The sequence below is a fragment of the Sphingomonas sp. genome, from assembly GCF_031426035.1.
Lineage (GTDB): Bacteria > Pseudomonadota > Alphaproteobacteria > Sphingomonadales > Sphingomonadaceae > Sphingomicrobium.
The window spans coordinates 19,128-35,067 of sequence record NZ_JANPKO010000156.1; the positions used below are offsets into that span (position 1 = coordinate 19,128).

Consider the following 15,940-nt stretch of genomic DNA (forward strand, 5'->3'; position numbering starts at 1 on the left):
CGATGAGCATCATCGAGTCCGGCGCGTTCGAAATCGGCGCGACAGAGCGCGGCGGAGGCGCGGAAGTCACCGTCACCGGCCCTGCCGGGCAAGCGCGAACGTACCTCGTCGCGGGCGGCGACCAGGCCGACTATCATGCCTTTTTCGCCGCGGTGGCCGGAGATTTCGGAACGCGCGTTCCGCATGGCTTCGGCGAGCCCGACGATTTCCCCGATTCGGACATTGCCTGGCGCCCGCTGCTGACCGGCAATATCGCGCCGCCGATCCTGTGCGGCTATGGCGATCCCGCGGTGCTCAAGACCGACGACGGGTATATCCTCGTCGCGACCTCCAACGACGCCCCCGACGCATTCCCGATCCTCCACTCGCGTGACCTCGAGGAATGGACCCACCAGGGCTTTGTGTTCCCCGACGGCGAGCAGCCCAGCTGGACCGCCAAGGGGCGACAGGTGGCCGATTTCTGGGCCCCCGAGATGGCCCAGGTCGGCGACGAATATTGGCTGTGCTTCACGGCGCGGCGGGCCGGCAATGCGCTCGCCATCGGGCTCGCCAAGAGCGCCGCGCCGACCGGGCCGTGGCGCGACCTCGGCGAGCCGTTGCTGACCGGGGCGCCGATCGACATCACCGGGCTCGGCTACGACGCGGCGAGCCAGCCCAAGATGGACGCGGGGGTCATCGACTCGCACTTCTTTATCGATTCCAGCGGCGACAAATATCTGTTCTGGAAGGATGACAGCAACGGCATCTGGCCGCGCCCGCTGGCGATGCTGCTGCGGCGCGAGCCGGCGCTGATCGACGCGATGTTCGAGCACGACGAGGACCGGCGCACCGCGGCGCTGTGCGCGGCGCTGGTCGGCTGGGCCAACGGGCGGCGGCCGATGGAGCGCTTTTTCCTGATGCAGCCGCTGATCGACGCCGCGGTGGGATCGTGGAACCGGGTCAAGCAGGTGCTCGGCGAGTACGGCCATGCGCCCGCGATCCTCGCCGCGATGACGACGCCGTTGCACGCCCAGCGGCTCGACGACGACGGCGCGCTGGTCGGCGAGCCGACGCAGATCCTGACCAACGACCGCGACTGGGAAGGGCATCTGATCGAAGGCCCGTTCGTGACCGAGCAGGACGGGCGCTACTGGTTGTTCTATGCCGGCAATGATTTCGCCACTGCGGCCTACGGCATCGGCGTGGCGGTCGCCGACAACCCGCTCGGGCCGTATGTGAAGCAGGAAGCCCCGCTGCTCAAGTCGACCAAGACCTGGACCGCGCCGGGCCATGCCTCGGTCGCGCCGGGGCTCGACGGCCAGCCGCAATTGTTCTTCCACGCGTTCCACCCGGGCACCGGCGGCTACAATGAATTTCGCGCGTTGATGACCGTCGGGCTGGCGTTTGACGGTGACCGCGTACGGGTGACATGAGAGCGGGTTTGGTTGCGCGGCCGACTCTGCTAGGCTGAGCAATTCGCACCTCATCACAAGGGGATGCCTGTGACTGTTACAGTCCGTTCCAGCGCGCCGCTGATCCTCGCCGCATTGCTCTCGCTGAGCGCCGCTGCGCCGGCCGAACCTTTGTTCACCCCCGCCTATACGCATAACTTCCCCGACGCGTTCGTGCTCGAGCATGACGGCGTGTTTCTCGCTTACGCCACCAACGACGGCATCAATTTGCCGATGCTGACCTCGCGCGACCTGGTCACATGGGCGCCGGTCGGCGACCCCGCCAATCCCGGCAAACGGCTCGACGGGATGCCGGCGCTCGCGCCGTGGGTGAAGGAGGGCTTCACCTGGGCGCCCGAGGTGATGCGGATCGGCAATCGCTGGCTGCTCTATTACACCGCCAACCACCGCAAGAAGGACGTCCAGTGCATCGGCGTCGCGGTCGCCGACGCGCCGACCGGCCCATTCCGCGATTCGTCGCCAGAGCCGATGGTGTGCCAGTTCAATGAGGGCGGGAGCATCGACGCCAACCCGTTCCGCGATGCCGACGGCAAGCTCTATCTGTACTGGAAAAGCGACGGCAACCGGGTCGGCAAGGGCACCTGGATCTGGGGCCAGCCGCTCAGCGCCGACGGGTTGACGGTGACCGGCGCGCCGGTCGGGCTGATCCGCGACGACCAGAAATGGGAGAACAAATTGGTCGAAGCGCCGACCATGGTCCGCTCGCCGACGGGTTACGCGATGTTCTTTTCGGCCGCTTACTACGGGTGGAACGCGGACGAGCGGCTGTCGCCCTACGCGATGGGCTATGCGACCTGCCAGGGCCCGCTCGGCCCGTGCGTCGATGCGCCGAACAATCCGATCCTGTTCAGCTTCCGGGACAAAGAGCTCGGCTGCCTCAGCGGGCCGGGGCACCAAAGCATCTTCCAGGCCAAGGGGCAGAACTACGTCACCTTCCACGCGTGGGCGGCGACTTCGAGCTGCCGCAAGGCGGCCGACGCACGCTATCTGTATGTCGCGCCGCTGTACTGGAAGGACGGCAAGCCCGAGATCGGGCTGAGCGTCAGGCCCGCGGCGCCGAGCCGGCCCAAGTGAGACTGGCGGCCGCCCTGGTGGCGCTGCTGCTGGCCACCCCCGCCGCGGCCGAAGATGAGCTCTACCGCTACCGCGCCGGCGAGCAGACGCGCTGGATCACCCCCGAGAATCCGACCGGCGCCAAGGGCGCGGGGGCGCGCGAGAACAAGGGCGCCAAGGGCCACGCGTTCGACACCATCGCGGTCCGCGCGACGCACGTGCTCGCCGATATCCGCGGCGCCGGCACCATCGACCGCCTGTGGATGACGATCGAGGACCGCTCGCCCGAGGCGCTGCGCGGGCTCAAGCTCGAGATGTACTGGGACGGCGCGGCGCGGCCCGCGGTGTCGGTCCCGCTGGGCGACTTCTTCCTCCACGGCGCCGGCGAGATGGTGGCGATGGACACCGCCTTGATGTCGAGCCCCGAGGGGCGCTCGTTCGTCTCGACCATCCCGATGCCGTTCCGCAGCGGGGCGCGGATCACGGTCGCCAATGAGTCGCTGAAACCGGTCAATCTGATTTTCTACGACGTCGACTACCGCGCGCTTGCCGCGCAGCCCGCCGACGCGCTGTATTTCCACGCGTGGTGGAGCCGCGAGCGGGCGACCACGCTCGGCCGCGACTTCCGCATCCTGCCGCGCATCGCGGGCCGCGGGCGGTTCCTCGGCGCCAGCGTCACGGTGCTGACCAACCCGGTCTATGAAAAGACCTGGTGGGGCGAGGGCGAGGTCAAGATCGCGCTCGACGGCGACCGCGCCGACGCGCCGACCATCGTTGGCACCGGCGCGGAGGATTATATCGGCACGGCGTGGGGGCAGGGCGCCTACATCAACCGCTTCCAGGGCGCGCCGATCGCGACGTGGGACGGCGAGGGGCGGTGGACATTCTACCGCTGGCACGTGCCCGACCCGATCTGGTTCCATCGCGACATCGCGGTGTCGCTGCAGCAGATCGGCGGGGCGCGAAAGGCGATCGTCCTCGGGCTGCAGAACAAGGGCGCGCCGCTGGCGCCGGTGACGATCGACCCCGGTTCGCGCACCAATTTCCAGAAATTGCTCGAGAGCGGCAAGCCGCTGTCCGACCCCGCGCTGCCCGACGGGCACACCAATTACTACCGCAGCGACGATGTCGCGGCGGTCGCCTATTTCTATCTCGACCGGCCGGGCGGCGTGCTTCCGCCGATCGCGCCGGCGGCCGAGCGCATGGCCGCGATCCGCAAGGCGCCCGACAAAAAATAGGGGCGGCCCGCGAAGGCCGCCCCAGTCATTTCAGCTCGAGGCTGGCAGCAACTAACCGCGCTGCCCGCTGGCCGGCGGCGGCGGCGGCGGCGGAGCGGGCTCCATCACCGGCGCCGGCTCGGCGACCGGCGGTGGCGGCGGCGGCGGTAGCATCACCGGCGCGGGCTCGGGCGCGCGCGAGCGGTCGCCACCGGTGCGGAACCGCAGGCCGATCGAATAGACCCGCTCGAGGTATTTGGTGCCCCACGGGAAGCTCGCCCCGTTGCCGCCGGCGAAGTCGCGATAGGTGCGGATCGGCTGCTTGCCGGCGAGGATGTTCAGCGCATCGAAAGCAATCGTGATGTTCTCGAACGGGGTGTAGGACGCCGAGAAATCGAGCTGGCCGAGGGCGCGCTGCTTGAGCGGCGCCTGAAGACCCTGGATGTCGCGGTAGTCGACCACGAAACTCGACCGCCAGTTATAGGCAAGGCGGGCCGTGACTGGGCCGCGCTCATACATCCCGACCAGGTTGTAGGCGTGCTTCGAGACACCGGGGAAATCCTGCTGGCCCGGCAACTGGTTGTCGCGATATTGCGGGGCGAGCTGGGTCGATGCGTCGATGTAGGTATAGTTGGCCTGGACACCAAAGCCCTTCGCGAAGTTCGGCAGCCAGTCGTAATCAAAGAAGGTCGTAGCGGCGATCTCGAAGCCCTGGATCTTGCCCTTGCCCGAATTAAACGGAGCGTCGAGACGGATTTCGCCGATCGGGCTGTCGTAGGGCACTGTCTGGCGCGACCGGAAGATGAAGCCGTTCACGTCGCGCCGGAACGCCGCGAGGGTCAACGATCCTTGCCGCGCGAAATAATATTCGAGGGTGGCGTCATAGTTCTTACTGGTGATCGGCTGGAGATCAGGATTACCGCCCGACGCATCCTGGAAGCAGTTCGGGTCCTGCGGGCTGATCGAGCAGGCGCCGCTCGGCGGAAACACCGTGATTGCCGGGGTCAGGTCGTTGAAGTTCGGCCGCGTGCGGGTTTCCGTATAGGCCAGCCGCCCTTGCAACTCGGGCAGGAACTGCAGCCGCATGTTCGCGCTGGGCAGGACATCGGTGTATTCGTTCTTGCGCGTGATGGGCGAGATAATGCCAGTGGCGTCATCGCGCTGGTTGGCGTTGAAGTTGTTCTTGGTCTTGATCACGCGAACGCCGATCGTTCCGTCGACCGGAAATCCGAGGTCGAACTCGTAGCGTAGCTGGCCGTAGCCGGCGTAGGTCTTTTCGTTCGCGTCATAGATCGACAAGGGGTCGATCCCGACGTCACCGAGCGGGCCGCCATTCGGATTGACGGTGTCCGCGAAGTCGCGAAGATCGCCGATGTTGGCGAACACATCGTTGAACGACACGCCGATGAAACACCTCTCCGCCTGGTAATTGTCATAGGTGAAACCGCACGGGAGGCGGCCGATGTCGATCGGCAGGCTGCCAAGCAGCGGGCGGGGCACGCCGTCGGTGCTGCGATACAAGCCGCCTTCTTCGCGGCTGGCGTCGCGGTTGTTGTGGCGCACGCCGAACTGGAGGCGCGGGATGTTGGCCCAACCGGTGTCCCATTCGAGGTCGGCGCGCACCTGCACGTCGTCGCCCTTGGCCTTGTACCGGCGCTGGAAGAGGCCGCGGTAGAGGTAGTTGGCGGGATCCCGGGTGTCGAAGTCGAGGAAGTCGAACGCCGCGCCGCCGGGCCCGTCGTCGAGGTCGATATCGACGACCCGCTGAGGCGAGCTGGCCAATGCGTAGTCGATGTTGACCTGGTGCTCCTTGAACGTCGATTTGGTCATGGCGATGTCACTGGAAAAACGCAGGTCGCTGGTGACGTCGTAAATGACGCCGCCACCGACCTGGAAGGTGTTAGTGCGCGACTTGCGGAACTCCTGGAAGCCGTCGGGCGCGTTGGGGCTGTCGACCGTCAGGCGCCGTGGCAGGCCATCCTCGTCGAACTCGACATCCGACAGCGTCGAGTTGTCGAACAGCGGGACGAACATCCAGTAATTGCTGTCGTTGCCGCGGTATCCCTGGAACAGGCCATCGACATAGAATTGCAAGTCGCTGTTGGGCTTGTACTGGATTGCCGCGTTGAGCGAGGGCCGGCTGCGTTTGCCGCTGCCGTAGAACAACCCGCTGCCGTTGGGGGCAATGAACGCGGGTCGCGTGCCGGTAGCCGGGCGCGGCGACACGAACAGGTCGTTCTCGCGAGTCGAATCAAGAAAATCGATCTTGGTCAAAGCGGCATTGACGAGAATCCCGAACTCGCCGCCATCACCAACGTCCCAGCGATTGCTGATCAGGAGGTTGCCGTTCCAGGTCCACTCATCGGACTGCTCCCACTTGACCGCGTTGGCCGAGCCGGACAGCTCGAAGCCGCTGAAATCGAACGGGCGGCGCGAGCGCACGTTGACCTGCCCGCCGAGGCCGCCTTCGATCAGGTTCGAGGTGCCCGACTTGAACACTTCCAGCGCGGCAACGCTGCCGGCGGGGAAGTCCTGGATCGCCACGAAGCGGTCGTTGGCGGTGAAAATCTCGCGGCTGTTATAAGTCGTGCTGAGATCGGGCAGGCCGCGCACCTGGACCTGGGCGGCCTCGCCGGCGGCGCGATTGACCTGAACGCCGGGAACGCGCGCGAGAGCGGCGGAGGCGGTAACGTCGGGCAGCTTGCCGATGTCTTCCGCGACGATTGCGTCGACGATTTGCTCGGAGTTGCGCTTGATGTTCTTGGCCGACTGCAAGCTGCGGCGCAGGCCGGTGACGACGATGGTTTCGCCGTCATCGGCGGCGGGGTCGGGCGCCGTCTGGACGGCATCGTCGGTTTGCGCTGAGCCGGCGTCGGCATCGTTCGGTGCTTCCTGCGCTTCGACGGCCGGATCGACCGGTGCCGGAGGCGCATCCTGGGCGGCGGCCGCCGTTGCGCCAAGCGTCAGCGCGACCGCCGATGTCGAGCACAGAATGAATGTGTTGAGCCGCATGGTGTGAACCTCCCCCGAGCCAGGTTTGCGAACGCTCCCGTCGCCGGGACCGAACGGCAAAGGTATGGCCAACGAAAGACGCCTGACAAGTCATTCATTTCAATTAAAAACCGACGTTGCATCAAAGCCGCACTGGCGGCGTGCGGTCAGTCGAGCTTGGACATCAAATCGTTGGAACGGCGCTCGGCATCGGCGAGCGCGCGGTCGACCGGCTTCTGCCCGGTCACCGCGGCCTGCAACTCCTCGCCGACGATGCCCTCGATCGCGCCCTGGCGCTCGACCGCGCCGGGCAAGGTGCGCCCGATGGTGCCGAGCGGCGCGATGTCGGCGCGGTGCGGCAGCGCCTTGAACTCGGCGCTGTCGAGCACCGCCGAGAACGCGGGAATGTGACCGGTGCGCGCCCAGTCGAAATTATGCTCGGCGAAGAACTTGAGCAGCCGCGCAATGGCGCGCCGTTGTTGCGGCGAGCGGTCGCCCTTGGGGATCGCCCAGCTGTGCCCGTCGACGAACGCCGCGGGCCGGCCCCACAGCCGCGGGTAAGGGAACACCGCATAACTCTTGTGCAGCGGCCGGCCCGGCGTGTTGGCCTCCTGGTCGAACGCGCCGATCATCCACGTGCCGGTCGGATAGATCCCGCCCTGGCCGTTCAGGAAACTGTTGATCGCGGCCGGCGTGTCCTGGTTGCGTGTTCCCAATTGCTCGACGTTGATTTGACGCAGCAGGCCGACGATCTCGCGCGCTTGCGGCGTGTCGATGCGGATGTGGCGGGTGTCGGGAAAGAACGCCGCGTCCTGTGCAAGAAGAAAAGTGTAGAGGTTGCGGACGTGGGTCGCGGGGTCGTTGACCTGGCTCTGGATCAGGTACGGCAGTCCGGTGCGCTGCTTGAACTGGCGCGCGTGCGCCAGCAGCTCCTGCGGCGAATTGGGCAGCACCGGCTTGCCGCCGCGCATCAGCCCCGCCTTCGCGAACAATTTGGTGTTGATGTGGAACAGCCCGCCGATGGTGTCCCACGGCAGGCCGTAGATGGCGCCGTTCTTGGTCACCCCGCGGCGCGCGGCCTCGGTGAATGCGGCGGGGTCGATGCCCGCCTCGCGCAACATCGGCTCCAATGGCTCGACCAGCCCGCGCGTGGCATAATCGGTCAGCACGCCCTGGTGGACGGTGACCAAATCGGGCGGGTCGTTGGCCGCGATCTGCGCCGACAATTGCGCGTAGCCGGGCCATGCGACGACGTTCGATTCGACGTGGATGTCGCGGTTCTCGGCGTTGAACTTGTTGATCAGCGCGGTGATGATCCCGCACTCGCCCTCGGCTTTCGAGACGTCGATGGTCTTGCCGTACAGCGCGCCGCATTCGCCCCAGAAGCGCTGCAAATAGATTTCGGTGCGGTCCGACTCCGGCGCGCAACTGCCGAGCGCGACCAGCGCGGCCAAAGCGAGCGCAAGGCGCTTCATCGCACCGCGGTCCCGGCCATCGCGCGCACGATCTGTTTTTGGAAAATCAGATAGACGATGAAGATCGGGATCGAGGCGAACACCGCCTGCGCCATGAGGAAGCCGAGCCCGCTGGTCTGGGCGTAATTCATCTGGCTCGACGCGAGGCCGACGGTCAGCGTGAACATGTCGCTGCGCGTCGCGGAAATCAGCGGCCACCAATAATCGTTCCAGCTGGCGAGGAAGGTGAACACGCCCAATGTCGCCTGCGCCGGCACGGTCAGCGGCAGCAGCACGGTGAAGAAGGTCTTGAGCCGCGACGCGCCGTCGAGCATCGCCGCCTCGTCGAGCTCCTTCGGAATGCCGCGGAAATATTGGGTCATGAAGAACACCCCGAACGACGACACCAGCCCGGGCAGGATCAGCCCGGGGAAGCTGTTGTGCAGCCCCAGTTCGGCGAACAGCCGGTGGCGCGACAAGATCACCGCCTGCTCGGGGATGGCGAGGCCGAGCAGCACCAGCACGAACAAAGTGCGGCGGAACGGGAAGTCGAGCCGCGCGAAGCCGTAACCGGCGAGGCTGCACAGCAGGAGCACGCCGACGGTGGTGCCGAGCGACACGACCAGGCTGTTGGCGAGCCAACGGAAGACCATCGAGCCGCCGAGGATCGCGCGGTAATTCTCCAGCGTGTAGGGCGCCGAAAACGCGGTCGCGCTGTCGCGCAGCAATTCCGAATTGGCCTTGAGCGACAGCAGCAATGTCCACGCCAGCGGCGCGATCATCAGCGCCGCGCCGAGCGTCACCCCAACCAGCTGCAGCGGGGTGAAGCGCGCGCGGCGGAGCTCGGCGGCCACGCTAGGCGTCCTGCCGCCGGGTGACGGTCCAGTACTGGACCAGGGTCACCAGCAAGATCAGCATGAACAGGATCTCGGCGGCGGCCGAGGCGTAGCCCAATTGCCAGCGCACGAATGCGCTTTCGAAGATGAACAGCACGACCGGCCGCGAGGCGCCGTTGGGGCCGCCCGACGTCAGCAATTGCGCCTGGCCGAACAATTGCAATTGCGCGGCGGTCTGCAGCATCACGACCAGCAGCACGGTGCGCCGCAGCGACGGCAGCGTGACCCGCCAGAAGGTCGCCCATTTGCTCGCATTGTCGAGCGCGGCGGCCTCGTAGACGTCCTCGGGGATCTGCTGCAGCCCGGCGAGGAACAGCATCATCGGCAGCCCGAACGACCACCAGATGGTGGTCAGCGCGATCGCCGGCTTGACCAAAGCCGGATCGCTGAGAAACGGGATCGGCGCGCCGCCGGTCGCCTGCATCACCTCGCCGACCAGGCCCGCGTCGGGCGCCAGCACGAAGCGCCAGATCAAGGTGACGATGGTCACCGACAGCACCGACGGGGCGAAGAACAGGCCGCGGTACCAGGCGGCGCCGCGCGTCGGCTTGTTGAGCGCCAAGGCGAGCAGCAGCGTCAGCAGAGTCAGCGGGATGACGACCATCGCGGCGAACGCGAAGGTGTTGAGCAACGACTGGTGGAACACCGGGTCGGCGGCGAGCTGGGTGTAATTGTCGAAGCCGATAAAACGCCCGCCGCCGAACGGGTCGGCGCGCTGGAAGCTGGTGACGATGCCGCGCAGCAGCGGGTAGATCAACAGGAACAGATACAGCAGCAGGAACGGGGCGACGAACGCGAGGCCTTGATAGTCGCGCCGCCGCGCCGGGCTCACGCCGCGCCGCCCGCGTGGTGACCGATGCCGTCGGCGTCGAACAGATGCGCGCCGGCGCCGTCGATCTCGAGCCCGATCTTGTCGCCGATGCGCGCGCGGCTGTCGCCCTTGTCCTCGGCAGTGACCGCGAGCCCGTCGGCCAGCCGCGCGTAGACCAAGGTGCGCTCGCCGAGCCGCTCGACCAGCTCGACCTCGGCCGCCGGGCGGGTCTTGGCGGGCGCCGCGACGCGCACGTTCTCGGTGCGCAAGCCGAGCTGCAGCGCACCCGCGGGCAGTCCCTTGCGCGGGACCTTGGTGGCGATCTCCGAGCCGTCGCCCAGCCGCACCTTGGCGTTGGCGCCGTTGCCGTCGACCAGCTCCACCGGTGCCAGCGTCATCGGCGGCGAGCCGACGAAGCGCGCGACGAAGGTGTTGGCGGGTCGCGCGTAGATGTCCATCGGCGCGCCGACCTGCTGGATGACGCGCTCGTTCATCACCACGATGCGGTCGGCCAGCGTCATCGCCTCGGCCTGATCGTGGGTGACCATGATCACCCCGGCGTCGACCTTGCGCCTAAGCTGCGCGAGCTCGACCCGGGTGCGCAGGCGCAAGGCGGCGTCGAGGTTGGACAGCGGCTCGTCGAGCAGGAACAGCTCGGGTTGCTTGACGATCGCGCGGCCGATCGCGACGCGCTGGCGCTGGCCGCCCGACATCTGGCCCGGCTTCTTGTCGAGATGGTCGGTAATCTCGAGCACCGCGGCGGCGTCGCCAATGCGGCGCTCGATCTCGTCGGCGGGGACGCGCGCGTTGCGCAGCCCGAACGCCATATTCTCGCGGACCGTCATGTGCGGGTAGAGCGCGTAATGCTGGAACACCATCGCGATCCCGCGCGCGCCCGGCGGGAGCAGGTCGATGCGGCGGCCGTTCAATTCGATCTCGCCCGAATCGGCGCTTTCGAGCCCCGCGATGATCCGCAGCAATGTCGACTTGCCCGAGCCCGAGGGGCCGAGGAACGCGACAAACTCGCGCGCCTCGAGGCTCAGCGAAATGTCGTCGAGCACCGGCGTGTCGCCGAACGCCTTGCGGATGTTGCGGAGTTCCAGGCTCAAGCAGGGCACCTCGGCTGACGCGGGACGTGCCGGAGCTTATTGAGGGCCGCGGCAAAGCTGCCAAGCCTTTTCTTACAAAGAGATGTCGGCGGGAGTTGTCACAGGCTGGTGAGCCCTGCTGGATTCGAACCCCCAGCGATCCGCTCGCGGATCGCGCATCATAAAAAAGAGCTGGTTCGACACGCGCAGGGATATGCTGGTGAGCCCTGCTGGATTCGAACCAGCGACCTACTGATTAAAAGTCAGTTGCTCTACCAACTGAGCTAAGGGCCCGACCAGCGCCGCCCCGTTAGCCGCGTGGCGCCCGGCGGGCAAGGCGGTGGGCGAGTTGGCGCGCGGTCAGCGCGCCGGCGACCCGCCAGTTGGGCGCGATGGCGGCGAGCGGGGCAAGCACGAAATCGCGTGTCGCGAGGCGCGGGTGGGGGACGGTCAGGGTGCGCGAGCGCCAGCGGCCGCCGCCCCACAGGGCCAGGTCGAGATCAAGCACCCGCGCTCCCCAGCGCCGCCCGCCGCGTCGCCCGAAATCGCGCTCGATCGCTTTCAATGCGGCGAGCATGGCGGGGGGCCCAAGCGCACTTTCGACGATCGCCACGGCATTGGCGAACTCGCGCCCGGCGCCGCCGTGGGCGGGGTTGATCAGGATCGGCGAAGCGTCGAACAGCCCGAACTCGGCCTCGAGCCGCGCAATCGCCGCCGCGACCACCTGCGCCGGGCGCCCGTGGCGCCCGTGCGGGCGGTTCGAGCCAAGTGCGATGGCGTAAAGGTGGGTGGTCTGGGCCAAAAAACCGTTCGTCCTGAGCGGAGCGCGAAGCGCGCAGTCGAAGGGCGTTAGCCGCAGAGGCCGCGAAAAAGAACGCCCTTCGACTTCGCTCAGGACGAACGGTAGGGAGCGCTAGTGATTGTCCAGCAACCCGCCGACCGCTCCCCGATCCCGCACGCCGAGGCGCCGCGCGACTGCCCTTTGTGCCCGCGGCTGGCGCGCTTTCGCGAGGAGTGCCGCGCCGAGCACCCTGACTGGTGGAACGCCCCGGTGCCGGCATTCGGCGACCCTCAGGCGTGGCTCGCGATCATCGGCCTGGCGCCCGGCAAGCACGGCGCCAACCGCACCGGGCGGCCGTTTACCGGCGATTACGCGGGGGAGTTGCTGTACGCGACGCTCGCCAAATACGGCCTCAGCGAAGGCGATTACCGCGCCGACCCGGGCGACGGCCTGCGCCTGACCGGCGCGATCATCTTGAATGCGGTCAAATGCCTGCCGCCGGCCAACAAGCCCGAGCCCAACGAGATCGCCACCTGCCGCAATTTCCTCGAGGCGTCCTTGGCCGCGCTGCCAACCGTAAAAGTGGTCATCGCGTTGGGCCAGATCGCCCACGTCGTCGCCGCCCGCGCACTCGGCCTCCCCCCCGCCGCGACCAAATTCGGCCACGGCGCTGAGCATTCCGCGCCCGACGGCCGCGTGCTCCTCTCCAGCTACCACTGCTCGCGCTACAACCAGAACACCCGGCGGCTGGACGCGGCGATGTTCGAAAGCGTGTTCGAGCGGGCGCTTGCGCTTTCCCCCCTCCCGCTCGCGGGAGGGGTTGGGGGAGGGCCTGTCTAGGCACCGCCCCCGACATCACAGGCCCTCCCCTCGATCCCTCCCGCGTGGCGGGAGGGGAGGAAGTCAGACGTCTTCCACCAACCGCCCATAAAGCTCCGGCCGGCGATCCCTGAAGAAACCGAAGGCGGCGCGGTGCTTTTTCGCCGCGGCCAAATCGAGCGTCGCCACCAGCACGCCGGTTTCGTCCGCGCCGAATTCCGCCTGGATGTCCCCGCGCTCGTCACAGATAAAAGAATGTCCGTAGAAGCGCTGGCCGCCTTCGGTGCCGATGCGGTTGGCGGCGACGACCGGCACGACGTTGGACACCGCGTGGCCGATCATCGCGCGGCGCCACAACCGGCTGGTGTCGAGGTCGGGATCGTGGGGCTCGGTGCCGATCGCGGTCGGGTAGAACAGGATTTCGGCGCCCATCAACATCATCGCCCGCGCGGTTTCCGGGTACCATTGGTCCCAGCACACGCCGACGCCGAGCGTGGTGTCCGCCGACGGCCACACCTTGAAGCCGGTGTTGCCCGGGCGGAAGTAGAATTTCTCCTCATAGCCGGGGCCGTCGGGGATGTGGCTCTTGCGGTAGACCCCAGCGACTTTGCCGTCGGGCCCGACCATCGCCAGGCTGTTGTAATGGTGCTGGCCGTCGAGTTCGAAGAAGCTGGTCGGGATCCAGATTTTCAGCTCGGCGGCGAGCGTCTGCATCGCGGTGACCGAGGGGTGCTCGGCGGTCGGTTTGGCGGTGGCGAACAGCGCCTCGTCCTCGACCCGGCAAAAGTACGGCCCCTCGAACAATTCGGGCGGGAGCACCACCTGCGCCCCCTTGCCCGCCGCCTCGCGCACGAGCTCGCCAACCGCGGCGATGTTGGCGGCGGTGTCGTCGGAAAAAGCGAGCTGGAGCGCGGCGACGGTGAGCTTGGTCATGCCGCCGCGTCTACACCGGGCTCGCCGCGCCGCGCTACCCGCAACAGCCACAGCCCAATCAGCACGCGCGCGACCGGCTGGGTCGCCGGGTAAATCCAGAAGCCGAGCCCGTCAGGCAGCGCCGGCCCGCCGATTTCGCCCGAGAAAATTAGCAGCGACTGCAGCGCGGCGGCCGCGTAAAACGCCCCGACCACGCGCGACAGGCCGTCGCCCAGCCGCAGCAACATCGCCGCAAACAACCCGCTGCCGACGGTGATCCCGACCAGCAGCAGCGAGTAAGCCGCCTCCCACAGCCCGTCATAGACCGCCGCGCGCAGCTCCATCGTGGCGCGGAACGCGGCGTCGCCGGCGAGCCACGCCCGCCGCCAGTCGTCGAACGCGAACAAGGTCATCGACTGCTGGCCGGCCTCGGTCAGCGCCCACAATCCGAACGCGAGCGCGCCGCCGAGCGCCAGCGCCGGCGCGACCCGCCGGCACGCGATGGCGACGCCGAGGGCCGCGGCGAAGGCCAGGAACGGGTGGACGAAATAGACCCAGGCGCGCAGCTGGTAGGCGGGGTCGGTGACCCGCTGCATGCGCCCGGCGAGCCCGTCGGCGGCGGGCGCGAACAAATCGGGCAGGAAGATCAGCCCGAGCGTGGTGAGCGCCGACAGCAGCGACGCTACCCCCGCCACCCGGTAGAAAATCGGTGAAAAGCGGCCGTGCACGAAAATTCCCCCTTTGCTGCGGTCCGCCTCACTGCGCACCAGTCCGCGCGCCCGCAATCCGCTTTCGACCAAGCACCGGCGGCACCCGACGAGGGAACGCGCGATCACCCAACCCGCTCATGCTGAGGAGAGACCGAGCTTGTCGAGGGCTCGTCTCGAAGCACGCACGGATCCTTCGAGACGCCGCTTCGACTTCGCTCAGCAGCTCCTCAGGATGAGCGGATTTTCACGCCGGCACCTGCTGGCTGATGCAGTGGAAGCTGCCGCCGCCGGTCAAAATGTGGTCGGCGCGCAGGCCGATCGCCTGGCGGCCGGGGAACAAAGCCTGGACCACGGTCACCGCGGCCTTGTCGTTGGGCGCGCCATATTGCGGCACCACCACGCTGGCGTTGCCGATGTAGAAATTCATGTAGCTGGCCGGGATGATCTCGCCGTCGCTGTCCGCGATCCGCCCGGGCGAGGGCAGGTTGACGATGTCGAGCCCGCTCGCGCGCAGCCGCCTGGCGGCATCGCGGTAGACCGCGGCATTGGGGTCGTCCTCGGCCGCGGTCGGGATCGCCACGCGGCCCGGCGCGACGAACCGCGCGAGATTGTCGACATGGCCGTCGGTGTGGTCGTTGACCAAGCCCTCGCCGAGCCACACCACGCGCTCGAACCCCAGATCATCGCGCAGCCGCTGCTCGATATCCTCGCGCGATAGGCCGGGGTTGCGGTTGGGGTTGAGCAGGCATTGCTCGGTGGTGATCGCGGTGCCCGACCCATCATGGTCGATCGCGCCGCCCTCGAGGACCCATGAGGCCTTTTCGAATGGCAGGCCGGCCGACGCGGCGAGACGGGCGTTGATGTCCTCGTCGCCGGGCAAATCATATTTGCCGCCCCAGCCGTTGAACCCGAAGCCCGCGGCGCGCCGCGCCTTGCCCGAGCCGCACACGATCGGCCCGGTGTCGCGCAGCCAGATGTCGCCGAACGGCTCGGTGACGACGGTCGCGAATGGGGCGAGGCGGCGCGCGGCGGCGGCGGCATCGTCATGCGCCGCGACCAGCCGCACCTGTTCGCCCATCCCGCCGGCATGAACCGCCGCCGCGAACGCGGCGACCTCCAGCTCGGCGGCCTTCAAATCGGCCAGCCACAGCGCCGGGTCGCTCGGGAAACCGATCCACACCGCCTCATGCGGCGCCCATTCGGGAAGCGGGGGCTGGGTCATCGACAAACCGTTCGTCCCGAGCAGCTTCGAGCCTGCCGAGAAGCGACCGTCGAGGGATGTCTCGACTGCGTTCTCGGCTGCGCTCGAACTCCGCTCGACACGAACGGAGGTTTGTCAGGCATCAGCGCGAGTAAAACTCGACCACCAGGTTGGGTTCCATCTTGACCGGGTACGGCACCTCGTCGAGCTTGGGCACGCGGGTGAAGGTTGCCTTGGCGGTGCCGTCGGGCACGACGTAATCGGGGATATCGCGCTCGGCCAGGCTCTGCGCCTCCATCACCAGCGCCATTTCCTGCGCCTTGGGGCCCAATTCGATGACGTCGTTGACGTCGCACCGGCGCGACGCGATGTTGCACTTGATGCCGTTGACGCGGATGTGGCCGTGGCTGACCAGCTGGCGCGCGGCCCAGATCGTCGGCGTGAACTTGGCGCGGTAGACGATCATGTCGAGGCGGCGCTCGAGCAGCCCGATGAGGTTCTGCGAGGCGTCGCCCTTCATCCGCTCGGCCTGCTGGAAGGTCTGCTTGAACTGCTT

Annotated in this window: 14 protein-coding genes and 1 tRNA gene; 4 read left to right on the top strand and 11 right to left on the bottom strand. The window is 67.5% G+C overall.

What is annotated here, in order from left to right; translation table 11 throughout:
• Positions 1-2: 2 nt before the first annotated feature.
• The 3 genes from RMP08_RS11655 to RMP08_RS11665 all read left to right on the top strand — a co-directional run bounded on the left by RMP08_RS11655 (position 3) and on the right by RMP08_RS11665 (position 3,742).
• The gene (locus tag RMP08_RS11655) at positions 3-1,412 is read left to right on the top strand and encodes a glycoside hydrolase family 43 protein (protein ID WP_310469170.1); all 1,410 of its coding nucleotides are present in this window, start codon (positions 3-5) and stop codon (positions 1,410-1,412) included.
• A gap of 69 nt (positions 1,413-1,481) precedes the next feature.
• Positions 1,482-2,525: a glycoside hydrolase family 43 protein gene (locus tag RMP08_RS11660; RefSeq protein WP_310469171.1), complete on the top strand. Its 1,044-nt coding sequence runs from the start codon at positions 1,482-1,484 to the stop codon at positions 2,523-2,525.
• The gene (locus RMP08_RS11665; RefSeq protein WP_310469172.1) at positions 2,522-3,742 is read left to right on the top strand and encodes a glycoside hydrolase family 172 protein; all 1,221 of its coding nucleotides are present in this window, start codon (positions 2,522-2,524) and stop codon (positions 3,740-3,742) included. Before RMP08_RS11660 ends, RMP08_RS11665 begins: the two co-directional genes overlap by 4 nt.
• 51 nt (positions 3,743-3,793) lie before the next feature.
• Here RMP08_RS11665 and RMP08_RS11670 read toward each other — a convergent pair whose 3' ends face one another.
• The 7 genes from RMP08_RS11670 to folK form a co-directional block, all read right to left on the bottom strand.
• Positions 3,794-6,733 carry a TonB-dependent receptor gene (locus RMP08_RS11670; RefSeq protein WP_310469173.1) on the bottom strand — a complete coding sequence of 980 codons (2,940 nt, stop codon included), beginning with the start codon at positions 6,731-6,733 and terminating at the stop codon, positions 3,794-3,796.
• A 146-nt stretch (positions 6,734-6,879) separates the two neighbouring features.
• Entirely contained in the window at positions 6,880-8,187 is a 1,308-nt protein-coding gene (locus RMP08_RS11675; RefSeq protein WP_310469174.1) for an extracellular solute-binding protein, read from the bottom strand.
• Positions 8,184-9,020, bottom strand: a complete 837-nt coding sequence (locus RMP08_RS11680; RefSeq protein WP_310469175.1) for a carbohydrate ABC transporter permease — start codon at positions 9,018-9,020, stop codon at positions 8,184-8,186. Before RMP08_RS11680 ends, RMP08_RS11675 begins: the two co-directional genes overlap by 4 nt.
• 1 nt (position 9,021) lies before the next feature.
• Positions 9,022-9,894 (bottom strand): sugar ABC transporter permease, encoded by an 873-nt coding sequence (locus tag RMP08_RS11685; RefSeq protein ID WP_310469176.1) that lies wholly within the window; start codon positions 9,892-9,894, stop codon positions 9,022-9,024.
• Positions 9,891-10,991, bottom strand: coding sequence for an ABC transporter ATP-binding protein (locus tag RMP08_RS11690; protein ID WP_310469177.1), 1,101 nt, complete (start codon positions 10,989-10,991; stop codon positions 9,891-9,893). The genes RMP08_RS11685 and RMP08_RS11690 overlap by 4 nt, the downstream gene beginning before the upstream one ends.
• Positions 10,992-11,179: 188 nt before the next feature.
• Positions 11,180-11,255: transfer RNA gene (locus tag RMP08_RS11695), tRNA-Lys, on the bottom strand.
• A gap of 16 nt (positions 11,256-11,271) precedes the next feature.
• Positions 11,272-11,763 (bottom strand): 2-amino-4-hydroxy-6-hydroxymethyldihydropteridine diphosphokinase, encoded by a 492-nt coding sequence (folK, locus tag RMP08_RS11700; RefSeq protein WP_310469178.1) that lies wholly within the window; start codon positions 11,761-11,763, stop codon positions 11,272-11,274.
• A 114-nt stretch (positions 11,764-11,877) separates the two neighbouring features.
• Between folK and RMP08_RS11705 the strand changes: the two genes are divergently transcribed.
• The gene (locus RMP08_RS11705; protein ID WP_310469179.1) at positions 11,878-12,582 is read left to right on the top strand and encodes a uracil-DNA glycosylase; all 705 of its coding nucleotides are present in this window, start codon (positions 11,878-11,880) and stop codon (positions 12,580-12,582) included.
• 63 nt (positions 12,583-12,645) lie between these two features.
• Here RMP08_RS11705 and aguB read toward each other — a convergent pair whose 3' ends face one another.
• From aguB to rpsD, 4 genes are all read right to left on the bottom strand, one after another.
• Positions 12,646-13,494 carry an N-carbamoylputrescine amidase gene (aguB, locus tag RMP08_RS11710; protein ID WP_310469180.1) on the bottom strand — a complete coding sequence of 283 codons (849 nt, stop codon included), beginning with the start codon at positions 13,492-13,494 and terminating at the stop codon, positions 12,646-12,648.
• The gene (locus RMP08_RS11715) at positions 13,491-14,201 is read right to left on the bottom strand and encodes a hypothetical protein (RefSeq protein ID WP_310469181.1); all 711 of its coding nucleotides are present in this window, start codon (positions 14,199-14,201) and stop codon (positions 13,491-13,493) included. The genes aguB and RMP08_RS11715 overlap by 4 nt, the downstream gene beginning before the upstream one ends.
• A gap of 226 nt (positions 14,202-14,427) precedes the next feature.
• The gene (locus RMP08_RS11720) at positions 14,428-15,405 is read right to left on the bottom strand and encodes an agmatine deiminase family protein (protein WP_310469182.1); all 978 of its coding nucleotides are present in this window, start codon (positions 15,403-15,405) and stop codon (positions 14,428-14,430) included.
• 121 nt (positions 15,406-15,526) lie between these two features.
• Positions 15,527-15,940: 30S ribosomal protein S4 (rpsD, locus tag RMP08_RS11725; protein WP_310469183.1), on the bottom strand; the 414-nt coding region annotated here is incomplete at its 5' end.